This is a genomic window from Fibrella aquatica, from assembly GCF_041321135.1.
In the GTDB taxonomy this organism is placed as follows: domain Bacteria; phylum Bacteroidota; class Bacteroidia; order Cytophagales; family Spirosomataceae; genus Fibrella; species Fibrella aquatica.
The window spans coordinates 567,731-585,311 of sequence record NZ_JBGGWF010000001.1 but is presented as its reverse complement, the minus strand read 5'-3'; the positions used below and the strand labels follow the sequence as shown (position 1 = coordinate 585,311).

Here is a 17,581-nt window from a genome sequence, read left to right as displayed (position 1 = left end):
GTTTGCAGCAACGTTTCATGGTTTGCCCTCCCTTACTCGGCCAGGTTGAAACGTACCTGCACGCCGCCGGAGGTGGTGGCCCGGATGAAGCTGTTACTCACCAGCGGGTCGTTGAAGGTGCGGTCGAAATAGAAGTTCACGTTCAGGCGGCGGTTTACCACGTAGCTCAGTTGGGGGCGTACCTGGAAATTGACGTTACCCGCCGTGATGATCTGCTCGGCTTCCAGCTTGCGCTGAATGGTGCGGGTGTCGCGCAGGGTTAGGGCACAGTTGAAGGTCAGGTCGTTTTTCAGGCGTTTCACGGCGCCGTTGACGCGGAAGGGTAACCGCACATTTTGCTTGGTAAAGCCCAGCGAGGCCGTCACGTCTTTGGTGTTCACCTCGGCCACTTGTGCGTTGGTTAGGTTCAGGGCGGCATCGCGCGAGCGGTTGTATTCCAGCGAACCACTCAGCCGGTTCTTAGTCTGAAAACGGATACCCACAAACGGACCAAATCGCTCACTCATGCTCATGGTGCTCATCACGAAAATCGGGATAAACTGCCCGTTTTCGTTCAACTGCTGCGAGATATTGTAATCGTTTACCGCCAGGTTCACAAACTGCGCTTCGTAACTCAACGAGGACACAAAGTTACCCACGCTGTAGGTCGAGGTGTAGCGGTGCACGAGGTTGAACGACGTAAACACCTTGCTAAATGGCTTCACTTTGTTCAGACCGCTGTAGTTCAAATCCCAGTTTGGAAACGGCAGGTTGTAGAACGGTGAATACTTCACCGAACGCGGATTAGAACCGCTATAGGCCGCAAAGAAGGCCGGAATCAGTACATCCTGCGAATTCTTGTTGTAGCCATTCGGATTGTCGCGGGCAACGGCATTATCAGCGTTTAACCGGCGTTGCAGAATATCGCGATACGCCTCGAACTTGTCGAAGATCGGCGACGTGTTATCTACCCGAAGGCGCTCAAACGTAGTACCGAACGAGAAGTACGACATGCTGTAGCTACCACTCCGAATCGGAGCCTGACTGCTGAAAGCGGCTCCCGTAATGGCCGGCCGGTAAAACTCCTGGTAATTGTCGGACCGGTTGTAATTGGCCGTCACGTTGATGCGGAAATCCCGGAAGGGTTCCAGGATCGTGGTGGCCAGAAAACGTTTGGTGATGGCTTGCGTGAAAGGCGCATTTTGCACCGTACTCGGCGATAGCCAACCCGCCCGTGCCGCCCGTCGGGCAATGCCGTTATCCTGACTACCCAACACAAACGGCAGACCCGGTGCGCCGAAATCAGTGAGGCCGAAAAGACCGGGCGTGGGCAGGAAGCCCGGCAGAATGGTGTTTTCCTGCACGTTATACGACACGTTAATGCCACGCACCGTCATCAGGGCGCGCACGAAACTCTTCACCAGCCGGTTGCCGCCGGGGTTTATTTGCTGGATACTGCCGGGGTTACGGGCAAAATTCAACCGCGCCGGCGTTGGCGTATTGGCCCAGCGCAACGTGCGAATCTTGTTGTACAGCAACACAAAGTCGACCTTTCCGTTGATGCCCACTTCCCGGTTATTGCGGATGGTGTTCCCAAACGGAACAAACAGGGAATCTTTAATACCGAACGAGTTGGCCGTGAACTGATAACCGATGTTGTAGGTCAGGTCGCCCTGTAGCCAGTTCACGATCGGGAATTTGTCGAACGGAATCCGGTAGGTGGTCTTGATCTCCTGCTGGTAATTCTTCATCCGACCCAGGTTTTGCAGGCTGCGCCACACCGAGTCTTTTTTGAAAGGCGTATCCAGTTCACCATACGGCTCATCAATGATGGCATTTGCCGCCGCCCGGTACGCTACCGTCAGGTTTTTGGTCAGGTTCCAGGTGAGGTCGTAGTAGCGGTTGAAGAAGAAATATTTCTCGAACTGCGGCGAAATGCCATTGGTAGTCAGATCGGAGTTACGGAGCTGCGTTTTGATGTAACTCCGGTCAATGTCTGTCCGCACCGAAACGATGGTGGGCAGCAGCGTGAGGTTGAAATCTTTGAGCCAGTAGAGGTATTTCCGCTCCAGTCCTTTCACGTTGCGGAACGGCTCGAACGGGCGCGGCTGACTGGTGAATGTGTAGGTAATGCCCCCCCGGTACTGCTCCTGAATGTATTCGCCGGTCAGGATATTGCTGCGGCGAATGTCGTTGTAAGCGTAGTTAAACCCGAAATTTTCAATGTCCCAGAAATGCGCTTTGCCATTCGGATCTACCCGAATTTTGCGCACGTTGGAGAAGTTGACCCCGCGCCGGGTGGTGATATCCTGCACCAGTCGGCGGTATTCAGAGGGGGAAGGCATATCAATACCGCCCACGTTTCCTTCCGGCATGCTGGCAATCGACTGTTCCAGCGGCATATCCGGATCGAGCGGATCGAATTGCGGCGTCACCAGCCGGGAATCGTAATTCACGTACATGGGAATTTTCAGGCCCCACTTCAGCGGCAAAAACTTGTCGACGGCCAGAGCGGCGGTCAAGCCATATTCGGTGGCTGCTTCGCGGGTACGTTCGCCGGGTTTGGTCTGCACCCCGCCAAAGCCAAAGCTCGAGTACCGCCCCGATGCGGTTATGGTAGCCACGTCGGCAAGGCGTAAGTTCAGCGCACCAATAGCCGCCCGACCCGATTGCTGGTTGATGCCGGTAGCCCGTAATTCATTGACCCAGATCGTAAACGTTTTCGCCTGCTCATCGGTCGATTTGGGATTACGTACCCCGATCATAATGCTTTGCACCGAACTCAGGTCGGGGTTACCCACTACGGTTAGGTTGTAGCGCAGGTTGGCCGAAGGCTGGGTGAAGGGCAGGCCAGTCCGCCGCGTTAGCTGCTGATTTCGGGCTGCTTTCAAATCGGTCAGTTCGCTAAACGCAATGTCGAGTTCGTTCTGGGCTGGCCAAATATCGTCTTTGGTAACGGAGCCGGGGGGCGTCGAGGTGAGGCCCGGAATTTCGATTTCGTAGTAGTTTTCGGTGTAGTCAGTACCAATCCGGATAAAAGCCCCTACCTGTCCGTCTTCATTCTCCGGGTTGTGCATGTGAATGAACATTTTCAGCCGGTCACGGTACAGGAAATCGAAGTTGGTGTTCCGGAAAGCACCGCGTGAATCGCCATCGCGCAGGTTGGTCACGCTCAGCGCCATCGACTGCTCGTTCAACTGCACGTTGTTGTTGGGCTGCGTATAGTCTACATCGCGCACAAATCCGGGCGGCACGTCATACACGTACTTGTCCGCCGCAATCTGGCTGTTCTCTTCCACGTTTACCGCCGACACTTTGAACTGCGCGTCGTAGGGTTCAGGTACGTCCTGCAAACCGCGCTGTGTCAGGTCACCCACGTAGCGGCGATACTGGTTGGCTTCCATCTGCAACTGCGCAAAACGAAGCACCACCGGCTGGGCAAAATCGGTGAGGTACATCCGGAAAAAGCGGATCGACTTAAAGCCGTTGATATTCCCCACCCGACCCGTAAAGTTGCGCACCGGAATGCGGTACAAGTACCAGTCTACCCCCTCAGCGTTCACTTTGTCAACGATAAAGCCCTTGCCTACGGCCAACTGACCGGGACGCAAATCAATCCGAAAATCGTAATAGGCCTCCTGTTCGTTAATGGTGTTATCGACGTTTATATCTTCGATATCGGGAAGAATCGATGAGGCGGGCGAGGTGAAGTTATTCAGGTCGTTGGCAGTTTCGGGCGAGTTGCCTTCCATGCCCATAAACGACTTGTACCGCGCTACCACGTACCTAGCCGAGTCGGCCTGTGGACCCAGATAAAAGCGAAAATCATCGTTAGAGGGGTCACCTTCAATCCGCCGTAACGCCTCCTGATTGGTCACTCTCGCCCGAACAGCATCCAGATAGGGCCTGAATTTATCGCGCTCTTCAGCGTTGTTCAGTCCATCCAAACCAATATCCTGCTTTTGCCGCGCCCCTTCCTGATTGGTGAAGGCATTGGTCACAAACTGCTGCGTAGGTGCCTTACCCCAGGGCGTATCGGCCAGCCGCCCGCCTAGTCGCGAGTTAGTGGTGTCGATCGGAATACCGTTCTCGAAGTTGAACCGGCCATCTTTAACCACATCTTCCGACACATCGCCGAGGTTGAAATGTAGGATACCGCCCGTGGTGTTCGGGAAGTTTTGCGAGTTGTCGGGATTGCCGCGCACCTTACCATTTTCGCCCGGTACAAAAGGGTCCATCATCCAGAAAACGATGTTCTCGATGTTGGCATTATCAAAATCATTATCCGACGAAATAGCCCGCGTTACCGCGCCGAAATTTTGGCGGGGGTTGGGTAGCGTACCGTCGTTATTCAGGTTCGGATTGTAGTTGTACATCCCCCGCTCGCTGGGGAAGTAAGCCACATCTAGGATATTTTCGGGCTGCTGAATTTGCCGGGGCGACCGACCGGGAAACAGCACATTGGGCAAAAAATACCGTTCGTATACGTTCGACAGGTCGGCCTGTGTCAGGTTGGTGCCCACACTGCCGGTGGCATCGGGCAGGTAAATGGTCTGGTCAATGCTGTAGACCGACGTTCGGGCGCGGCGGTAGCCGTATTCTAGAATGTTACCGGCGGTTCCCTGCGGAAATTCCTGCGGGGTCGAACCCATGCGCCAGCGGGTTGGTTGCCGGGTCAGGTCGAAAATGGTGCGGGTAGCCTCAAAATCGTCGATAAACGCGTTGTTGTTGGCCCGTGGCGAAACGCCCGGAATAAACTCGGCCACCTCACCCGTAAATTGAATGGCCGATAGTTCTTTAGTTTGCAGGAAAGGAAGGCGATCCAGAATACGCGTCAGACCGGGCGAATCTTTGCGGAGGTTGATGTCGAACCCAATCATGCTGTTGTTGACCGGTTCGTTGCCAATGGCTACCCGCGTCAGAAAGCCCGACGGCGTTTCGCGCATATTCATGGCCGTCATCCCGAGGTTGATTTCGGGTGTCAGCCGGTAATCGAGGCGGGCACCGATCAACGTACGAATCTGGTTTTGGAACAGGTCGGGCGATTCGAAGCTGATACGAATTTCACGGCCCGAGTTGGAAATACTCTCGTTCAGAATCCGCACCCGCTGCCCTTCCACGATATAATCCTGACCGGGCACCAGCGGCACACCCCCCGCCGAAACCGTCACCGACTGCTCTTTCACGCCATAGGGCAAATCAATGCCTTGCCCCTGCCCCGACTGAAAACTGCCTTTGATGAAAAACTTGTTCTTCACCGCAATCTGTTGCGCATCGGCCAGGGTGGTGCGGTACAGTTCTTCAAATACGTATTTCGACTCGAAGATGGGGTCCTGTAGCTGATTCCGCAGAAAAGGACCGAACGGTTCCAGCACCGGGAAGATGATTTTCCCGTTCCGGCTGTCCACGGTGATGCCTTCAATAAAGTCAAAATTGCCGTCGGGTTGCGGGTCCAGTTGTGCATTCAACTGATCGACCTTAAAGACCTGAACCAGCGGCGTATTGGCCAACCGGCTATCCTGCAAGTTTGGATTGTCGATACCTGACACGTCGTCTTTATACACGATCCGCATCTGGAAACCCTGCCGTGACAGCGCCGTTGTATTCAGCGAATACACGTTTTTCATCATCAGGTTCCACATCGGATTTTGCAGGTTGTTCCGAATCGTGGTCGACTTCAGCAGCTTCAAATACAGCACCTTGTCTTCGCCCTGACTTTGGTAATCTTCGGTCAGTTCACCCACCTGATAGCGGCGTCCCTGATAGGTGTATTCGTACGAAACGGCCAGAACCTCATCGTTTCGCAACGGTGTAATCAGCGAGATGTAGCCCAGTTGCGGCTCAAAGCGGTATTCGCGGTCGGTGAGGCGCTTGGCTCCGCGCAACATATCAAAGTCGGTGCCGCGTTGCAGTCCGAACGTACCTGTCAGCACATCGGGCGTCTGATCGGCATTGCGCAGGGGCTCCGACGCCTTAATGCGCGAAAACAGGGTATTGGCGGCATTGTCGGCGGGTGAGCCGGGGGCAACGGCCGTCTGAATGTTGGGGTTTCCCCGGTTGAACGGGACCGGCTCGGCGAGATCAGAAAAGCCCACCACGTTTCTGAGCTGATCGGTGGTATTGGTGCGGTTGGTAACGTAGACTTCAAGCCGCGTAATGGTCACGCCCGACGTAACAACAGGCAGGCTTTTCAGCGACCGTTCGTAGTTAGTGCGGAAGAACTGCGACAGGAAGAAGTGTCGGTTTTCGTCGTACTGATCGGCCCTGATCTCAAACGGCCGGTTGAGCGTTCCTCCCCGCAACACAATCTCCTGTTTCCGCGACCGCTGCTGCGATAATACGGTAGTGGCATTCAGCTTGCCAAACCGCGTTTGCAGCTTCACCCCAAACAGGTTTTGCACCCCCGGAATCAGTTGGCTGTTGAGCGTCCAGGTCAGGTTACCCAGTTCAATGTTTTGCAGAATACTCTCGTTCTGCGGCGTAAATGGCATCTGCGGGTTACTGAGGCGACTACCGAAAGCAGGCAGGTTGGGGAGGCCCGGCACCTGTGGCAATTGCGGTGTGCCGCCCCCCAAACCAGACATGCCGGGAATGTTGGGAATCAATCCCTGCGGGCGGTAATTCACCTTCAGCGCATTCTCGAAATTGAAACTAGCTTTGGTATCGAAGTTGGCCAGTAAGCCCAGCCGGTCGCCAATTTGGCCGTTGAAGTTAATGCTGATCTGCTCGTTGAAAATCAGGTTTCCCTGCCGCCGCAACCGCACCGGCACCGCCGGATTGTCGATAAACTGATGCAGGTAACCCAGATCGAGCGTCACGAAGCCGTTGGGTTTGAAGTCGATGTTGTTGCCCCCAAATATACGGTCGAACACCGGCGGCACTTCCAGTTTCGGAATCAGGCCACGTCCGCTAACGGCGCTTTGCCCATCGCGGCGGGCTGAGTTCTCGCGAAAAAGGCGGTCTTCAATCCGTTCGTTCTGAAGGCGGTTGTAATCGGAGAAAGGCAGGTTTTCGCCAGGGCGGTAAAGCAACCCGTTCTGGCGGGGCGTCACCGTCTGACTGGCTGGCGTACCGACGCCCGGTGCCGACGTACCTGAACCTGGCGTTGTAATTACGCTGGAGTTTACCACCGACGGAGCCGTTGCTCCCGGCCGGGGTGTGAGGCGTTCGGTTACCGTCACCGTCCGGTCGGGCAACATTCTAAAATCAGTATTCAGCGATTTAGGGTCGCGGAGCAGGTACGGCGACCGGGGATTACGGTCCGAGAAACGGGTAGCGTATCGGTCTGTCCATTTGGTTGTGGGTCGACGGGAGGCGTTTTTTACGGCTCTCAGGCTGTCGAGGCGTTCCTGCGCGGCGGCTTTGACCGAATCGGCGCGGGCTTTGGCCGCATCGGCAGCGGCCTTTATCTGCTCCGGGGTACGTTGTGTAGCGGGGGTTGTACGGCCACGGCGGGCGGGGGTCTGTGCCCGAACAGCCGTTCCACCAACGCCTACTAGTAAAAGCAGAGTCAGCAACCAGTATGCCCCTTTTTGACCCATACGGACAGGGCCTGTTGTAGGCAGCATTGAGCAGAAAAGAGAGGTTCGACAGGTGTAACGCTTCACCATATACTGGTGCAAAATCAGAAAAATAAACAACCCGGTAATTCAGGACGTTAACACAACGGCGAAAACCGGGCCAATCGTATTTAATTAAGAATTAAGAGTTAAGAATTAAGAGTGACTCTGCTACGTAACAATCTGTTATCCAGCGAAGCCACTCTTAATTCTTAACTCTTAATTCTTAACTACCTCAGTGCTCTGCGGATGATGTCTTCGACAGAGAGGGTGCTGTCGGCGTTCAGGATATCGTCGACGCTTTTTTCGGCGGAGGGGCGGGGGAAGCCCAGGGCAATGAGGGCCGCCAGTGATTCTTCGCGCACCGGATTGCCCGCCTGCTGCCGATACGTTGGCGTATCGGGCAACAAACCAGACTTCTTCATCTTGTCTTTCAACTCCAGAATGATCCGTTGGGCCGTTTTGGCCCCAATGCCTTTGATCGCCTGAATGGCCCGTACGTTTTCGCTCATAATAGCTAACCGTAGATCCTGCGGAGCCAGCGACGATAACATACCCAACGCCGTATTCGGCCCCACGCCCGACACTGCGATCAATTCACGAAACAACGATTTCTCATCGGCCGAAGCAAAGCCAAACAGCGTCTGATTTTCTTCGCGGAAATGGTGGTGAATGAATAGTTTCACCGGCGCCCCGCCACCCGGCAGTGTCGAATAGGTTTGCAGCGAAACAAACACTTCATACCCAAGCCCCTGTATATCAATAATGACATACGAGGCTTCTTTATACGCTAACGTGCCGTCTAAGTAGGCGATCATAATTCAGTTATCAGTTATCAGTTATCAGTTATCAATGAACAGTTATCAGCTCTGCTTAGGTACGTACCCAAGCAGAGCTGATAACTGTTCATTGATAACTGATAACTGAATCACCCTACCACCAGCTTTTGTCCGGGACGGACACTGTCGCCTTTGATACGGTTCATTTTTTTGAGTTGTTCGATAGAAATATTGCCGTAACGGCGGGCGATATTCCAGAGGGTATCGCCGGGTTGAACCAGATGATATTTTGGTTTCACCCGTTCATGCCGCGACTTGGAAGCCACTTCTCTGCGTTCTTTCGAAGCCGACGGTATGGTCTCCTGCCGCGCCATTCGCTCGGTATGGGTTTCGCCCGATTCGCGCAGTATGGTCAATTTCTGACCCGTTTTCACTGTTTTAAAACGCAGCTTGTTCCACTGTTTCACATCGAGTAGGGCCACGTCGTATTTGTCGGCAATCCCCGATAAAGTTTCGCCACGCCGAACGGTATGGGTCAGCTTGCGGGGTTTACGCATAACCACTGTAGTCAGATCGTCGGGCTCAGGCTGTGTATTCTCGGCAACTACAGTGCCCAGACCATCGGTATCAGGTGCATTGTCGGCCAGTCGATTCGCCAAAATCCAGCCGCCATCGGGGTCAATCGTCGTAGTGGCCCGATTAGTCAGCAGTTCATTATGCGCCAGCAGCATGTTCTCCATCATGACCGGCATTTTCGAAGCCGAATCCATGATGATTTGCCGGTAGGTCTGCACGTAACTATACCGCTCGCTCGGGATACGAAGGGCATGGTTTCGCGTGTATTCGGGCAGGCGATCGGCGGTGATGGCGGGGTTCAGCTTTTGCAGATCAGCAAATGAAATGTTGCTCAGACTGGCAAACGTTTTCAGGTCCAGATATGAGTTAATCTGCAGCGTATCGAAGACAATCGGGTAATCGGGGCGTTCGGCCACAATGCCGTGATCGGGACCGTAGTTCATGATGTAGGTCATGGCAATAAACTGCGGCACATACGAACGAGTCTCTTTCGGTAAACCCTCGTAGCACGTCCAGAAGGTAGCACCTCCGGTTCGGCGCATGGCCCGGCGAACGGCACCCGGTCCACAGTTATACGCTGCCAATGACAATTCCCAGTCGCCAAAAATCCGGTACAGGTCTTTCAAATACCGACAGGCCGCCTCGGTCGACTTGGCCGGGTCCATCCGGTCGTCTACGTAATCGTCGATGTTGAGGTTAAAATCTTTGCCGGTGTAGGGCATGAACTGCCAGAGTCCCCCGGCCCCTACCCGCGACATAGCCCGTGGATTCAGCGCCGACTCCACAATGGAGAGGTACTTCAGCTCGTCGGGCATTTTGTGCTTAGCCAGCGTTTTTTCGTAGAGCGGAAAATAAAATGGCATCCGTTCCATCACCGTGCGCGTGTAGCTGGGCTTGCGGTAAATGAAATAGTCGACGAAGTTGTGAACGACCTTGTTGTAGGGCAGCGGAATCTGGCGTTGCAGCCGGGGCAGTCGCTCGCGCAGGACGGCCTCGGGCACACTCGGCAGATTCAATACTGTTTCTACAAGAAAGGCCGTATCGAGCACCATGGTGTCGGCTACAGCCAGATTCGCCACCTGATTCGACGAAGCCGGGTACGTTACCGTCGGTGTAGGTCGGGCTACCTGTGCCTCAGCATCCGGCACAATCACCGCCCACGATACACTACAGACAGTTAGTAGGTTGAGTAGTTTCATAGTTACGTGAAATTTCAGGTCCAATGTTCAAGGTCTAAAGTCCAAGGTCCAATGTCTAAAGCTGCTTCGCTGATTTAGCAACGCAACTTTAGACTTTAGACCTTGAACGTTGGACCTTAAAGCTGCATCGTCAAATAAGCCTCCGCCATCGTTACCAACGCCTGCTCCTGAAAGGGCGGGGCCATGAACTGAATGCCGATGGGTAAAGCGGGGCCGTCGCCGTTCGGATCCATGCCGTTAGGAATCGAGATGGCGGGGTAACCCGTTACATTAGCCTGAACGGTAAAAATGTCGGCTAAGTACATTTGAAGTGGATTCGCTCCTGCGTTCCGGGTGCTTTTTTCTCCTAAGATAAAGGCCGGCGTTGGTGTTGTCGGCATCATCAGAAAATCATAGTGGGCAAATACCCGCTCTGTTTCCTCACGCACCAACCGACGTACCTGTTGGGCTTTGGTATAATACGCGTCGTAATAGCTGGCACTCAGGGCGAACGTACCCAGCAAAATCCGCTTGCGCACCTCGGGGCCAAACCCTTCTGTGCGGCTTTTTTTGTACATCGAAATCAGATCCGTCACGCCTTCGGTAGCCCGATGCCCGTAGCGTACTCCATCAAATCGCGACAGATTCGACGACGCTTCGGCGGTCGTGAGTACGTAGTACGTGGGTAGCAGGTGTTTCAGCAACGATAGCGTCACTGGTTCAACTACGTGGCCTGCCTTCCGAAGCCGGTCGATGGCCTGTTGCGTAGCTTCGCGAACCACCGACGAAACCCCTTCACTTTCCACGCCATCAACAAGATAGGCTATGCGGGCGGGCGTTTCACGTACCTGCGGTGAAGCATAAGCCTCTACCGGTTGCGACGATACCGTGCTGTCGAACTCATCGGGGCCGGCCATTACTTCGAGCAGCAGAGCCGCATCCGTTGGCGTGTTGGCAATGGGACCAATGCAATCGAACGACGACGCGTAGGCTACCAGCCCCCAACGGCTCACCCGACCATAGGTTGGTTTCAGGCCCACCACCCCGCAAAACGCGGCGGGTTGCCGCACCGAACCGCCGGTGTCGGAACCGATACTAGCCAGGCAAAGGCCCGCCTGTACGGCTACGGCTGATCCGCCGCTACTTCCGCCCGGCACTCGCGTGGGATCTGCCGCGTTACGCACCGGCCCAAAAGCTGAACTTTCGTTGGAAGACCCCATGGCAAACTCATCGCAGTTTTGCCGACCAATAATGATCGCGTCTTCGGCCAGCAGTCGTTCAACGGCGGTGGCGGTAAACTGTGCCTCGAATCCGTCGAGAATGCGGCTGCCAGCCTGTAATCCATGCCCGGTGTAGCTTAGTACATCTTTCAGGCCAATGACCATACCATGCAACCGGCCCAACGGAGCCGTTTTTTCTGCTCGGCGAGCGTCCAGTTCGTCGGCCCGTTGGCGTGCTTCATCAGCGTATACCTCCGTGAATACGTTGAGGTGTTGATGGTCGGCAATACGAGCGAGGTACTGGTCTACTACCTGACGGCAAGTGGTTGTACCGTTGGCCAGGTCGGTTTGCAGGGAGGAAAACGAACGATAGATAGTCACGGGAGGAAGGGATGGTCACTAAATAAAAAAACAGACAACCCCACGCCATTCAGGCATCGGGTTGTCTGTGTATACAGGAAAGAATCCCTTATTTTATGTCTTTCAGGCCATCCTCAATGTTCTCACGAACATCTTTGGTGGCATCTTTAAACTCGCGAATGCCTTTGCCAAGGCCACGGGCCAACTCGGGCAGCTTTTTGGCGCCGAAGAAAAGAAGCAGGGCTAAGAAAATGAGCAGCATCTCTTGACCGCCCAGACCCATAATTGCAAAGATGGATGCTGTAATCATAATATGTCGTGTTTAGAACGTATGCAAAAGTAACAACTAGCTTGTGAAGAAGCCATTAAAATAAAGGTAAAAAAGGCAACACAGGGGTAGGTTATACCCTTATTTCAAATCAATAATCTTGCCGGTGGCCCGTTGCTGCTGCTGCTCCCAATCGCGGAAATTTTCCAGATCGGCATTCAGTGAGTTAAACAGCCAAACCATCAGCGCAATATCATCGGCAAACCCTACAATCGGTAGAATGTCGGGAATGAAATCAAGTGGCGACACAAAATAGATCAGTGCAGCCAGTGTTGAAATCAGTGTCTTCGTCGGTAACTGACGGTACTCGCCCGCTACATACGCCTTCACCAAACGGCTCAGCAGACCAATTTTCTCACGAAAACCAATGCCCTCTTCGCCTTTCACCGAATTACTTTTGCCCAGTGCCTCCTTAATCAAGGCCAACATACTGAATCCGTTACGGGCATAACGGCCCGCGCGAGCCGTTGAGCGACGAAAGAAAATAGACGAGAGAATCTGAGCAATCAAACTACGTTTTGCCATCGACAACTAACTTGTTTTTGTTGGTTCGTCTGCGTTACCTACGCAGATCATGGGTATAACAGATTTATTTATAAAAAAGTCTGTTTCAATCCAGCAACCGGTTAAACGGTTCAGGTACGTTCCCGGCGGTTGACCGAGGCTTTTAGTTCTTACCGATAGCGTAAGCCAACAGAATGGCGGGCCACCGATGACAGACCGCCGCCGAAGTTTTTTGCGTACTTTTGTGGTTTAAACGAAAGACACAACCCCCGTTTTTTCAACGTGAAACATATTCGCAATTTCTGCATTATCGCCCACATCGACCACGGTAAAAGTACCCTTGCCGACCGCCTGCTGGAGTTTACCCATACCGTTGGTGCCCGTGATATGCAGGCCCAATTGCTCGACAACATGGACCTGGAGCGTGAACGCGGCATCACTATCAAGAGCCACGCCATTCAGATGGATTACATGTACAAGGGCGAAAAGTACACGCTGAACCTGATTGATACCCCCGGCCACGTTGACTTTAGCTACGAAGTATCCCGCTCCATTGCCGCCTGTGAGGGTGCGCTGCTGCTGGTCGATGCCTCGCAGGGAACCGAAGCGCAGACAATCTCGAACCTGTATCTGGCCCTGAACAACGACCTGGTCATTATTCCGGTGCTGAACAAGATCGACCTGCCCGGTGCCCGGCCCGAAGAGATTAAAGACGAAATGGTGGATCTCCTCGCCTGTGAGCGGGACGACATCATTCCGGCTTCCGGTAAAGAAGGCATTGGCGTTCCCGAAATTCTGGCCGCCATTGTCGAGCGTATTCCGCCCCCAAAAGGCAACCCCGACGCGCCCCTGCAAGCCCTTATCTTCGATTCACATTTTAACTCCTACCGGGGCATTGAAGTTATTTTCCGGGTAAAAGACGGCCGGATTCGCAAAGGACAGAAAGTAAAGTTCATGAACACCGGCAAGGAGTATTTTGCTGATGAAATCGGAACGCTCCGTCTCACGCAGGAACCCAAAGATGCTATCGAATGCGGCGACGTAGGGTACCTGATCTCGGGTATTAAGGTAGCCAAAGAAGTAAAAGTCGGCGATACCATTACCACGTTCGACGATCCGGCCGAAGTGGCCATTCAGGGTTTCTCGGAGGTAAAACCAATGGTATTTGCCGGCATTTATCCGGTTGAAACCAGTGAGTTTGAGGACCTGCGCGAAGCGATGGAGAAACTGCAACTCAACGATGCCGCGCTGGTTTGGGAACCCGAAACATCGGCGGCCCTGGGCTTCGGTTTCCGTTGCGGTTTCCTGGGTATGCTCCACATGGAGATTGTGCAGGAACGCCTCGAGCGCGAGTTCGACATGACGGTGATCACTACGGTGCCCTCGGTACGGTTCGAGGTGATGAACACCAAGGATGAGTTGTTTCAGGTGTCGGCCCCGGCCGAAATGCCCGAGCCCAACCAGATCAAGTACATCGAGGAGCCTTTTATCAAGGCGCAAATCATTACCAAAGCCGATTACGTGGGAGGCATCATGGGCCTGTGCATGGATAAGCGGAGTATCCTGAAAAATCAGGTGTACCTCACTGCCGACCGGGTAGAGCTGCAATTTGAAATGCCGCTGGCCGAAGTCGTATTCGATTTCTTCGACAAGCTCAAGACCATTTCGCGCGGCTACGCTTCCCTCGACTATGAGTTCATGGACAACCGGGAGTCAGACATGGTGAAGCTGGACGTGATGCTCAACGGCGACAAAGTCGATGCACTTTCGGCTATTGTTCACCGATCGAAATCGTATGAGTGGGGTAAGAAATTGTGTGAGAAACTTCGTGAGTTGATTCCCCGCCAACAGTTCGAGATTGCTATTCAGGCGGCAATTGGTCAGAAAATCATTGCCCGCGAAACCCTGAGCGCACTGCGCAAAGACGTACTGGCCAAATGTTACGGCGGTGATATTTCCCGGAAACGGAAACTGCTCGACAAGCAGAAAAAAGGCAAGAAACGGATGCGTCAAGTCGGTAACGTCGAAATTCCACAGGAAGCTTTTATGGCGGTGTTGAAGATTAACTAAGTAATAAATGAAATTTATGGAAGCGCTTACTATCGATCAAATCCGGGATGCTTACCCTGAACAATGGGTACTAGTGGGCAATCCTATACTTACCGATGCAGGTACAGTTGGTTCTGTAATTAGCAAACTTCAGAGTGGTGTTGTATTGTACCATAGCAAAGACAAGCGTGAGATTGCTTATAAAGCTAAGGAACTTACGCGTACTGTTGATCGCTTCACCTGCGTGTTCACGGGTGAAGCGATCAAAAATCGCCGGTTTTGGCTATGAATTCGTTCAAATTCTCGCTTGATGACGCAGACAGCCTAATCCGAATAGATGCACAGATTGGCCGGTCTGACCTTACTCTTGCATTGGATACAGGAGCAACGCACACAGTCATTGACTTGACCCTCATGCTACTGAATGGATACGATCTTTCAAAGGTCGTGAGAACAGTAGAGTTTGAGACTGCCAAAGGGCCAATCAATGCTTATGTTTTCCGAATAGACCAACTGACTGCTTTAGGCAAAACAGTAAGGAATGTAGAAGTCTCGTCATATGATTTTATCGGCAACAATGTCATTTTTGACATTGACGGTGTACTAGGGCTCGATTTCTTCAAGGAAAGTGAGTTAATAATCAATTTCAAAAACCATACGATTTCATTGCTTTGAAGGGTGAATTGGTAAAGGGTGATGCTCCCCTCAGGCACCATCACTGTACTCGGCAGAGCTTCACTCCTCACCAATTCACCCCTCACCAATTCGCCCCAATTCATTTCTATTGCTGATGCCCGAGCCTCAACTTGACCTCTCCATCCTGATTGTCAATTACAAAACTCCTCAATTGATTGTCGATTGCCTGCACTCTGTTTTCGAGCACACGTCGGGCATTACCTTCGAGGTCGTTATTGTCGATAATCAGTCGGGCGACGATAGTGAGGCGCAGGTACGTGCCGCGTTTCCGCTAGCCAGTTTTCCGCAGGTACGTTGGTTCGATATGGGGTATAATGCCGGATTTGGGCGGGCCAATAATTACGCCATGAAACAGGCGTTGGGTCGTAACTACCTGCTGCTCAACTCCGACACGCTACTGATCGATAATCTAATTGGCCGTTGCTCGCAGCTCCTTGATGAACAGGCCGATGTGGCCGCCGTGGGAGCCATGCAGATCAACCGGGCGGGTCAGGTACACACGCAGATGTATACCCGATTTGGCGAGATTCGGCGACCTTTCTACATTCTGCCCATTCATCCGAAAGTACAGAACTGGCTTTACCGTCAGATTCCCGATACGGTATATGACGATCCCAATCAGGTCGACTGGATCATTGGCGCTTTTCTGATGACCCGGCGAACCACGGTGGAGAAAGCAGGGATGCTCGACGAACGCTTTTTCATGTATGGCGAAGACGTAGAATGGAGCTGGCGATTAGGGAAACAAGGCCGGATGCTGGTGCTTCGTGACGGCTTCTTCGTGCATCTCGAATACGGCAGTGATCCTACTTATCAGGCCCGTGAAATAACGTATATCAACCGATTCAAAACCCAGATGCAGGTCTCGAACCTCCTCTGGATTCGGAAGCAATATGGTGTTGGTGCGTACCTCCTGCTCATGTTGCACTACATCACGCTGGTACCCATTATCTACGCCTGGAAAATGAGCGTGAACCTTCGACAGGGCAAACCCCTGCTGAGCGAATTGGAGAACCAACGGGCATTTGCCCAACAAGTCGGTATATTTACCCGTTTCTTTTGGAAGACCCTGTTCAACCAAACTCATTTTTTCAAAGTCTAATCGCTACGGGTACGTCCTCATCGTGCTGTACTGCCAACTGCCTGCCAGATTTCAATGAAACTACTCTTTATTACACCAGTGGCTAACCGCTCAGGCTCTGTCACGACGCTGCTGAATTACATGCATTACGCGCCGAAAAGCGATAGCCGTCGGTACGCCATGTTCAGCCGCCGGGCCGGTCAGCTCGATCTGGCCGAGTTCAACTGCCCCCTGTACGTCAGTCAGCAATCTGATCGGTTTAGCTATCGACTCTACGAAACGGCGGTACATAAACTCTTCGGGAGCATTCCGCACCTGAAAGACCTGCAGAAGGCTCACGAGACCGAAAAAGCGGATTTGTGGTATATCAACACGATTGCCATGCCCGAATACGCGTTGCTGGCTATCAAGCTCGGGCAGCCGTATGTGTTGCACGTTCACGAGTTGGTTCAGGAGTACGACGAGCGTGGTTACGACGAGTTCAAGCAGATGCTCGATGGAGCCAAACTGCTGTTTACGGCCTCACAAACGGTGGTCGACAACCTTGAAAACATGGGCTACAAAAACGTAGTGCTCATGCACGGTCTGATCAACGTGGAGCAGATCAAACCCACGCGCGACCGGGCAGAGGTACGTAAAGAACTGGGCTTTCGCGACGATGAGTTTGTGTGGCTGATGTCGGGAGCCTGGTCGAACCGGAAGGGTTTCGATATGATCCCGGACATTCTTCGTCAGATGCCTGCCGGCACCCCATTTGTCTGGATGGGACCCGCCCGCAAAACCGGCATGACCTATTACGTGGAGCAATACATTAAAACGTATAATCTCAACGTACGTTTCCTGACCGAACAATCGACGCAGTATTTCAGCTATTTCAACGCCTGTGATGGCTTTTGCCTGACCTCGCGCGAAGATTCATACCCTATTGTGATGCGCGAAGCATCGGTACTTGGCAAACCCATTGTGGGTTACAACTCGGGCGGTATCAAAGAGTTCGTGAAGCCGGGCATGGGCGAAATGGTAGAAGGGTTTTACCCCAAAGCCCTCGCCGAAGCCATGCTACGCGTTCAAAACGGCCAAACCCCGATCGATCGCCAAAAGTTACAAACCGCCATTACTACCCAAACCCAACAAGCCGAAGCCAAACGCTGGATCGAAACGCTTGAAGGAATAGTTTAGGTTTATAGTTTGTTGTCTGTGGTTTGTAGTTGCGCTGCTACTTCTCGAAACGGGTGAGTTAGCAGCGCGACTACAAACCACAGACAACAAACC

At 53.1% G+C, this 17,581-nt stretch carries 11 protein-coding genes; 5 read left to right on the top strand and 6 right to left on the bottom strand.

The features are described 5' to 3' along the window. Positions 1-32: 32 nt before the first annotated feature. The 6 genes from sov to ACAW87_RS02070 form a co-directional block, all read right to left on the bottom strand. Positions 33-7,547, bottom strand: coding sequence for a T9SS outer membrane translocon Sov/SprA (gene sov, locus ACAW87_RS02095; protein WP_370721488.1), 7,515 nt, complete (start codon positions 7,545-7,547; stop codon positions 33-35). 221 nt (positions 7,548-7,768) lie between these two features. Further along, complete coding sequence (gene ruvA / locus ACAW87_RS02090) at positions 7,769-8,356, bottom strand: Holliday junction branch migration protein RuvA (RefSeq protein ID WP_370721487.1); 588 nt, start codon at positions 8,354-8,356, stop codon at positions 7,769-7,771. Positions 8,357-8,466: 110 nt separating this feature from the next. Beyond that, positions 8,467-10,092, bottom strand: coding sequence for a lytic transglycosylase domain-containing protein (locus ACAW87_RS02085; RefSeq protein WP_370721486.1), 1,626 nt, complete (start codon positions 10,090-10,092; stop codon positions 8,467-8,469). A 116-nt stretch (positions 10,093-10,208) separates the two neighbouring features. Continuing rightward, positions 10,209-11,672 carry an Asp-tRNA(Asn)/Glu-tRNA(Gln) amidotransferase subunit GatA gene (gene gatA / locus ACAW87_RS02080; RefSeq protein WP_370721485.1) on the bottom strand — a complete coding sequence of 488 codons (1,464 nt, stop codon included), beginning with the start codon at positions 11,670-11,672 and terminating at the stop codon, positions 10,209-10,211. Positions 11,673-11,760: 88 nt separating this feature from the next. Beyond that, complete coding sequence (gene tatA, locus ACAW87_RS02075; protein ID WP_085412555.1) at positions 11,761-11,961, bottom strand: twin-arginine translocase TatA/TatE family subunit; 201 nt, start codon at positions 11,959-11,961, stop codon at positions 11,761-11,763. A 99-nt stretch (positions 11,962-12,060) separates the two neighbouring features. Beyond that, positions 12,061-12,504 carry a YkvA family protein gene (locus ACAW87_RS02070; RefSeq protein WP_370721484.1) on the bottom strand — a complete coding sequence of 148 codons (444 nt, stop codon included), beginning with the start codon at positions 12,502-12,504 and terminating at the stop codon, positions 12,061-12,063. 261 nt (positions 12,505-12,765) lie between these two features. Here ACAW87_RS02070 and lepA point away from each other — a divergent pair, with 261 nt between their 5' ends. From lepA to ACAW87_RS02045, 5 genes are all read left to right on the top strand, one after another. Beyond that, positions 12,766-14,553, top strand: a complete 1,788-nt coding sequence (gene lepA / locus ACAW87_RS02065; protein WP_370721483.1) for a translation elongation factor 4 — start codon at positions 12,766-12,768, stop codon at positions 14,551-14,553. 7 nt (positions 14,554-14,560) lie between these two features. After that, a complete protein-coding gene (locus ACAW87_RS02060) occupies positions 14,561-14,821 on the top strand; it encodes a hypothetical protein (RefSeq protein WP_370721482.1) in 261 nt (86 codons plus the stop codon). Then, a complete protein-coding gene (locus ACAW87_RS02055) occupies positions 14,818-15,207 on the top strand; it encodes an aspartyl protease family protein (RefSeq protein WP_370721481.1) in 390 nt (129 codons plus the stop codon). Before ACAW87_RS02060 ends, ACAW87_RS02055 begins: the two co-directional genes overlap by 4 nt. A 115-nt stretch (positions 15,208-15,322) precedes the next feature. After that, positions 15,323-16,330, top strand: coding sequence for a glycosyltransferase family 2 protein (locus ACAW87_RS02050; RefSeq protein ID WP_370721480.1), 1,008 nt, complete (start codon positions 15,323-15,325; stop codon positions 16,328-16,330). Between the two features lie 54 nt (positions 16,331-16,384). Continuing rightward, a complete protein-coding gene (locus tag ACAW87_RS02045; protein ID WP_370721479.1) occupies positions 16,385-17,488 on the top strand; it encodes a glycosyltransferase family 4 protein in 1,104 nt (367 codons plus the stop codon). Positions 17,489-17,581: the final 93 nt, after the last annotated feature.

Coding starts and splice junctions, on each gene's coding strand:
- ACAW87_RS02060 (WP_370721482.1), top strand. CDS start 14,561: ATGAAATTTATGGAAGCGCTTACTATCGATCAAATCCGGGATGCTTAC.
- ACAW87_RS02070 (WP_370721484.1), bottom strand. CDS start 12,504: ATGGCAAAACGTAGTTTGATTGCTCAGATTCTCTCGTCTATTTTCTTT.
- ACAW87_RS02050 (WP_370721480.1), top strand. CDS start 15,323: ATGCCCGAGCCTCAACTTGACCTCTCCATCCTGATTGTCAATTACAAA.
- ACAW87_RS02085 (WP_370721486.1), bottom strand. CDS start 10,092: ATGAAACTACTCAACCTACTAACTGTCTGTAGTGTATCGTGGGCGGTG.
- tatA (WP_085412555.1), bottom strand. CDS start 11,961: ATGATTACAGCATCCATCTTTGCAATTATGGGTCTGGGCGGTCAAGAG.
- sov (WP_370721488.1), bottom strand. CDS start 7,547: ATGCTGCCTACAACAGGCCCTGTCCGTATGGGTCAAAAAGGGGCATAC.
- ACAW87_RS02055 (WP_370721481.1), top strand. CDS start 14,818: ATGAATTCGTTCAAATTCTCGCTTGATGACGCAGACAGCCTAATCCGA.
- ACAW87_RS02045 (WP_370721479.1), top strand. CDS start 16,385: ATGAAACTACTCTTTATTACACCAGTGGCTAACCGCTCAGGCTCTGTC.
- ruvA (WP_370721487.1), bottom strand. CDS start 8,356: ATGATCGCCTACTTAGACGGCACGTTAGCGTATAAAGAAGCCTCGTAT.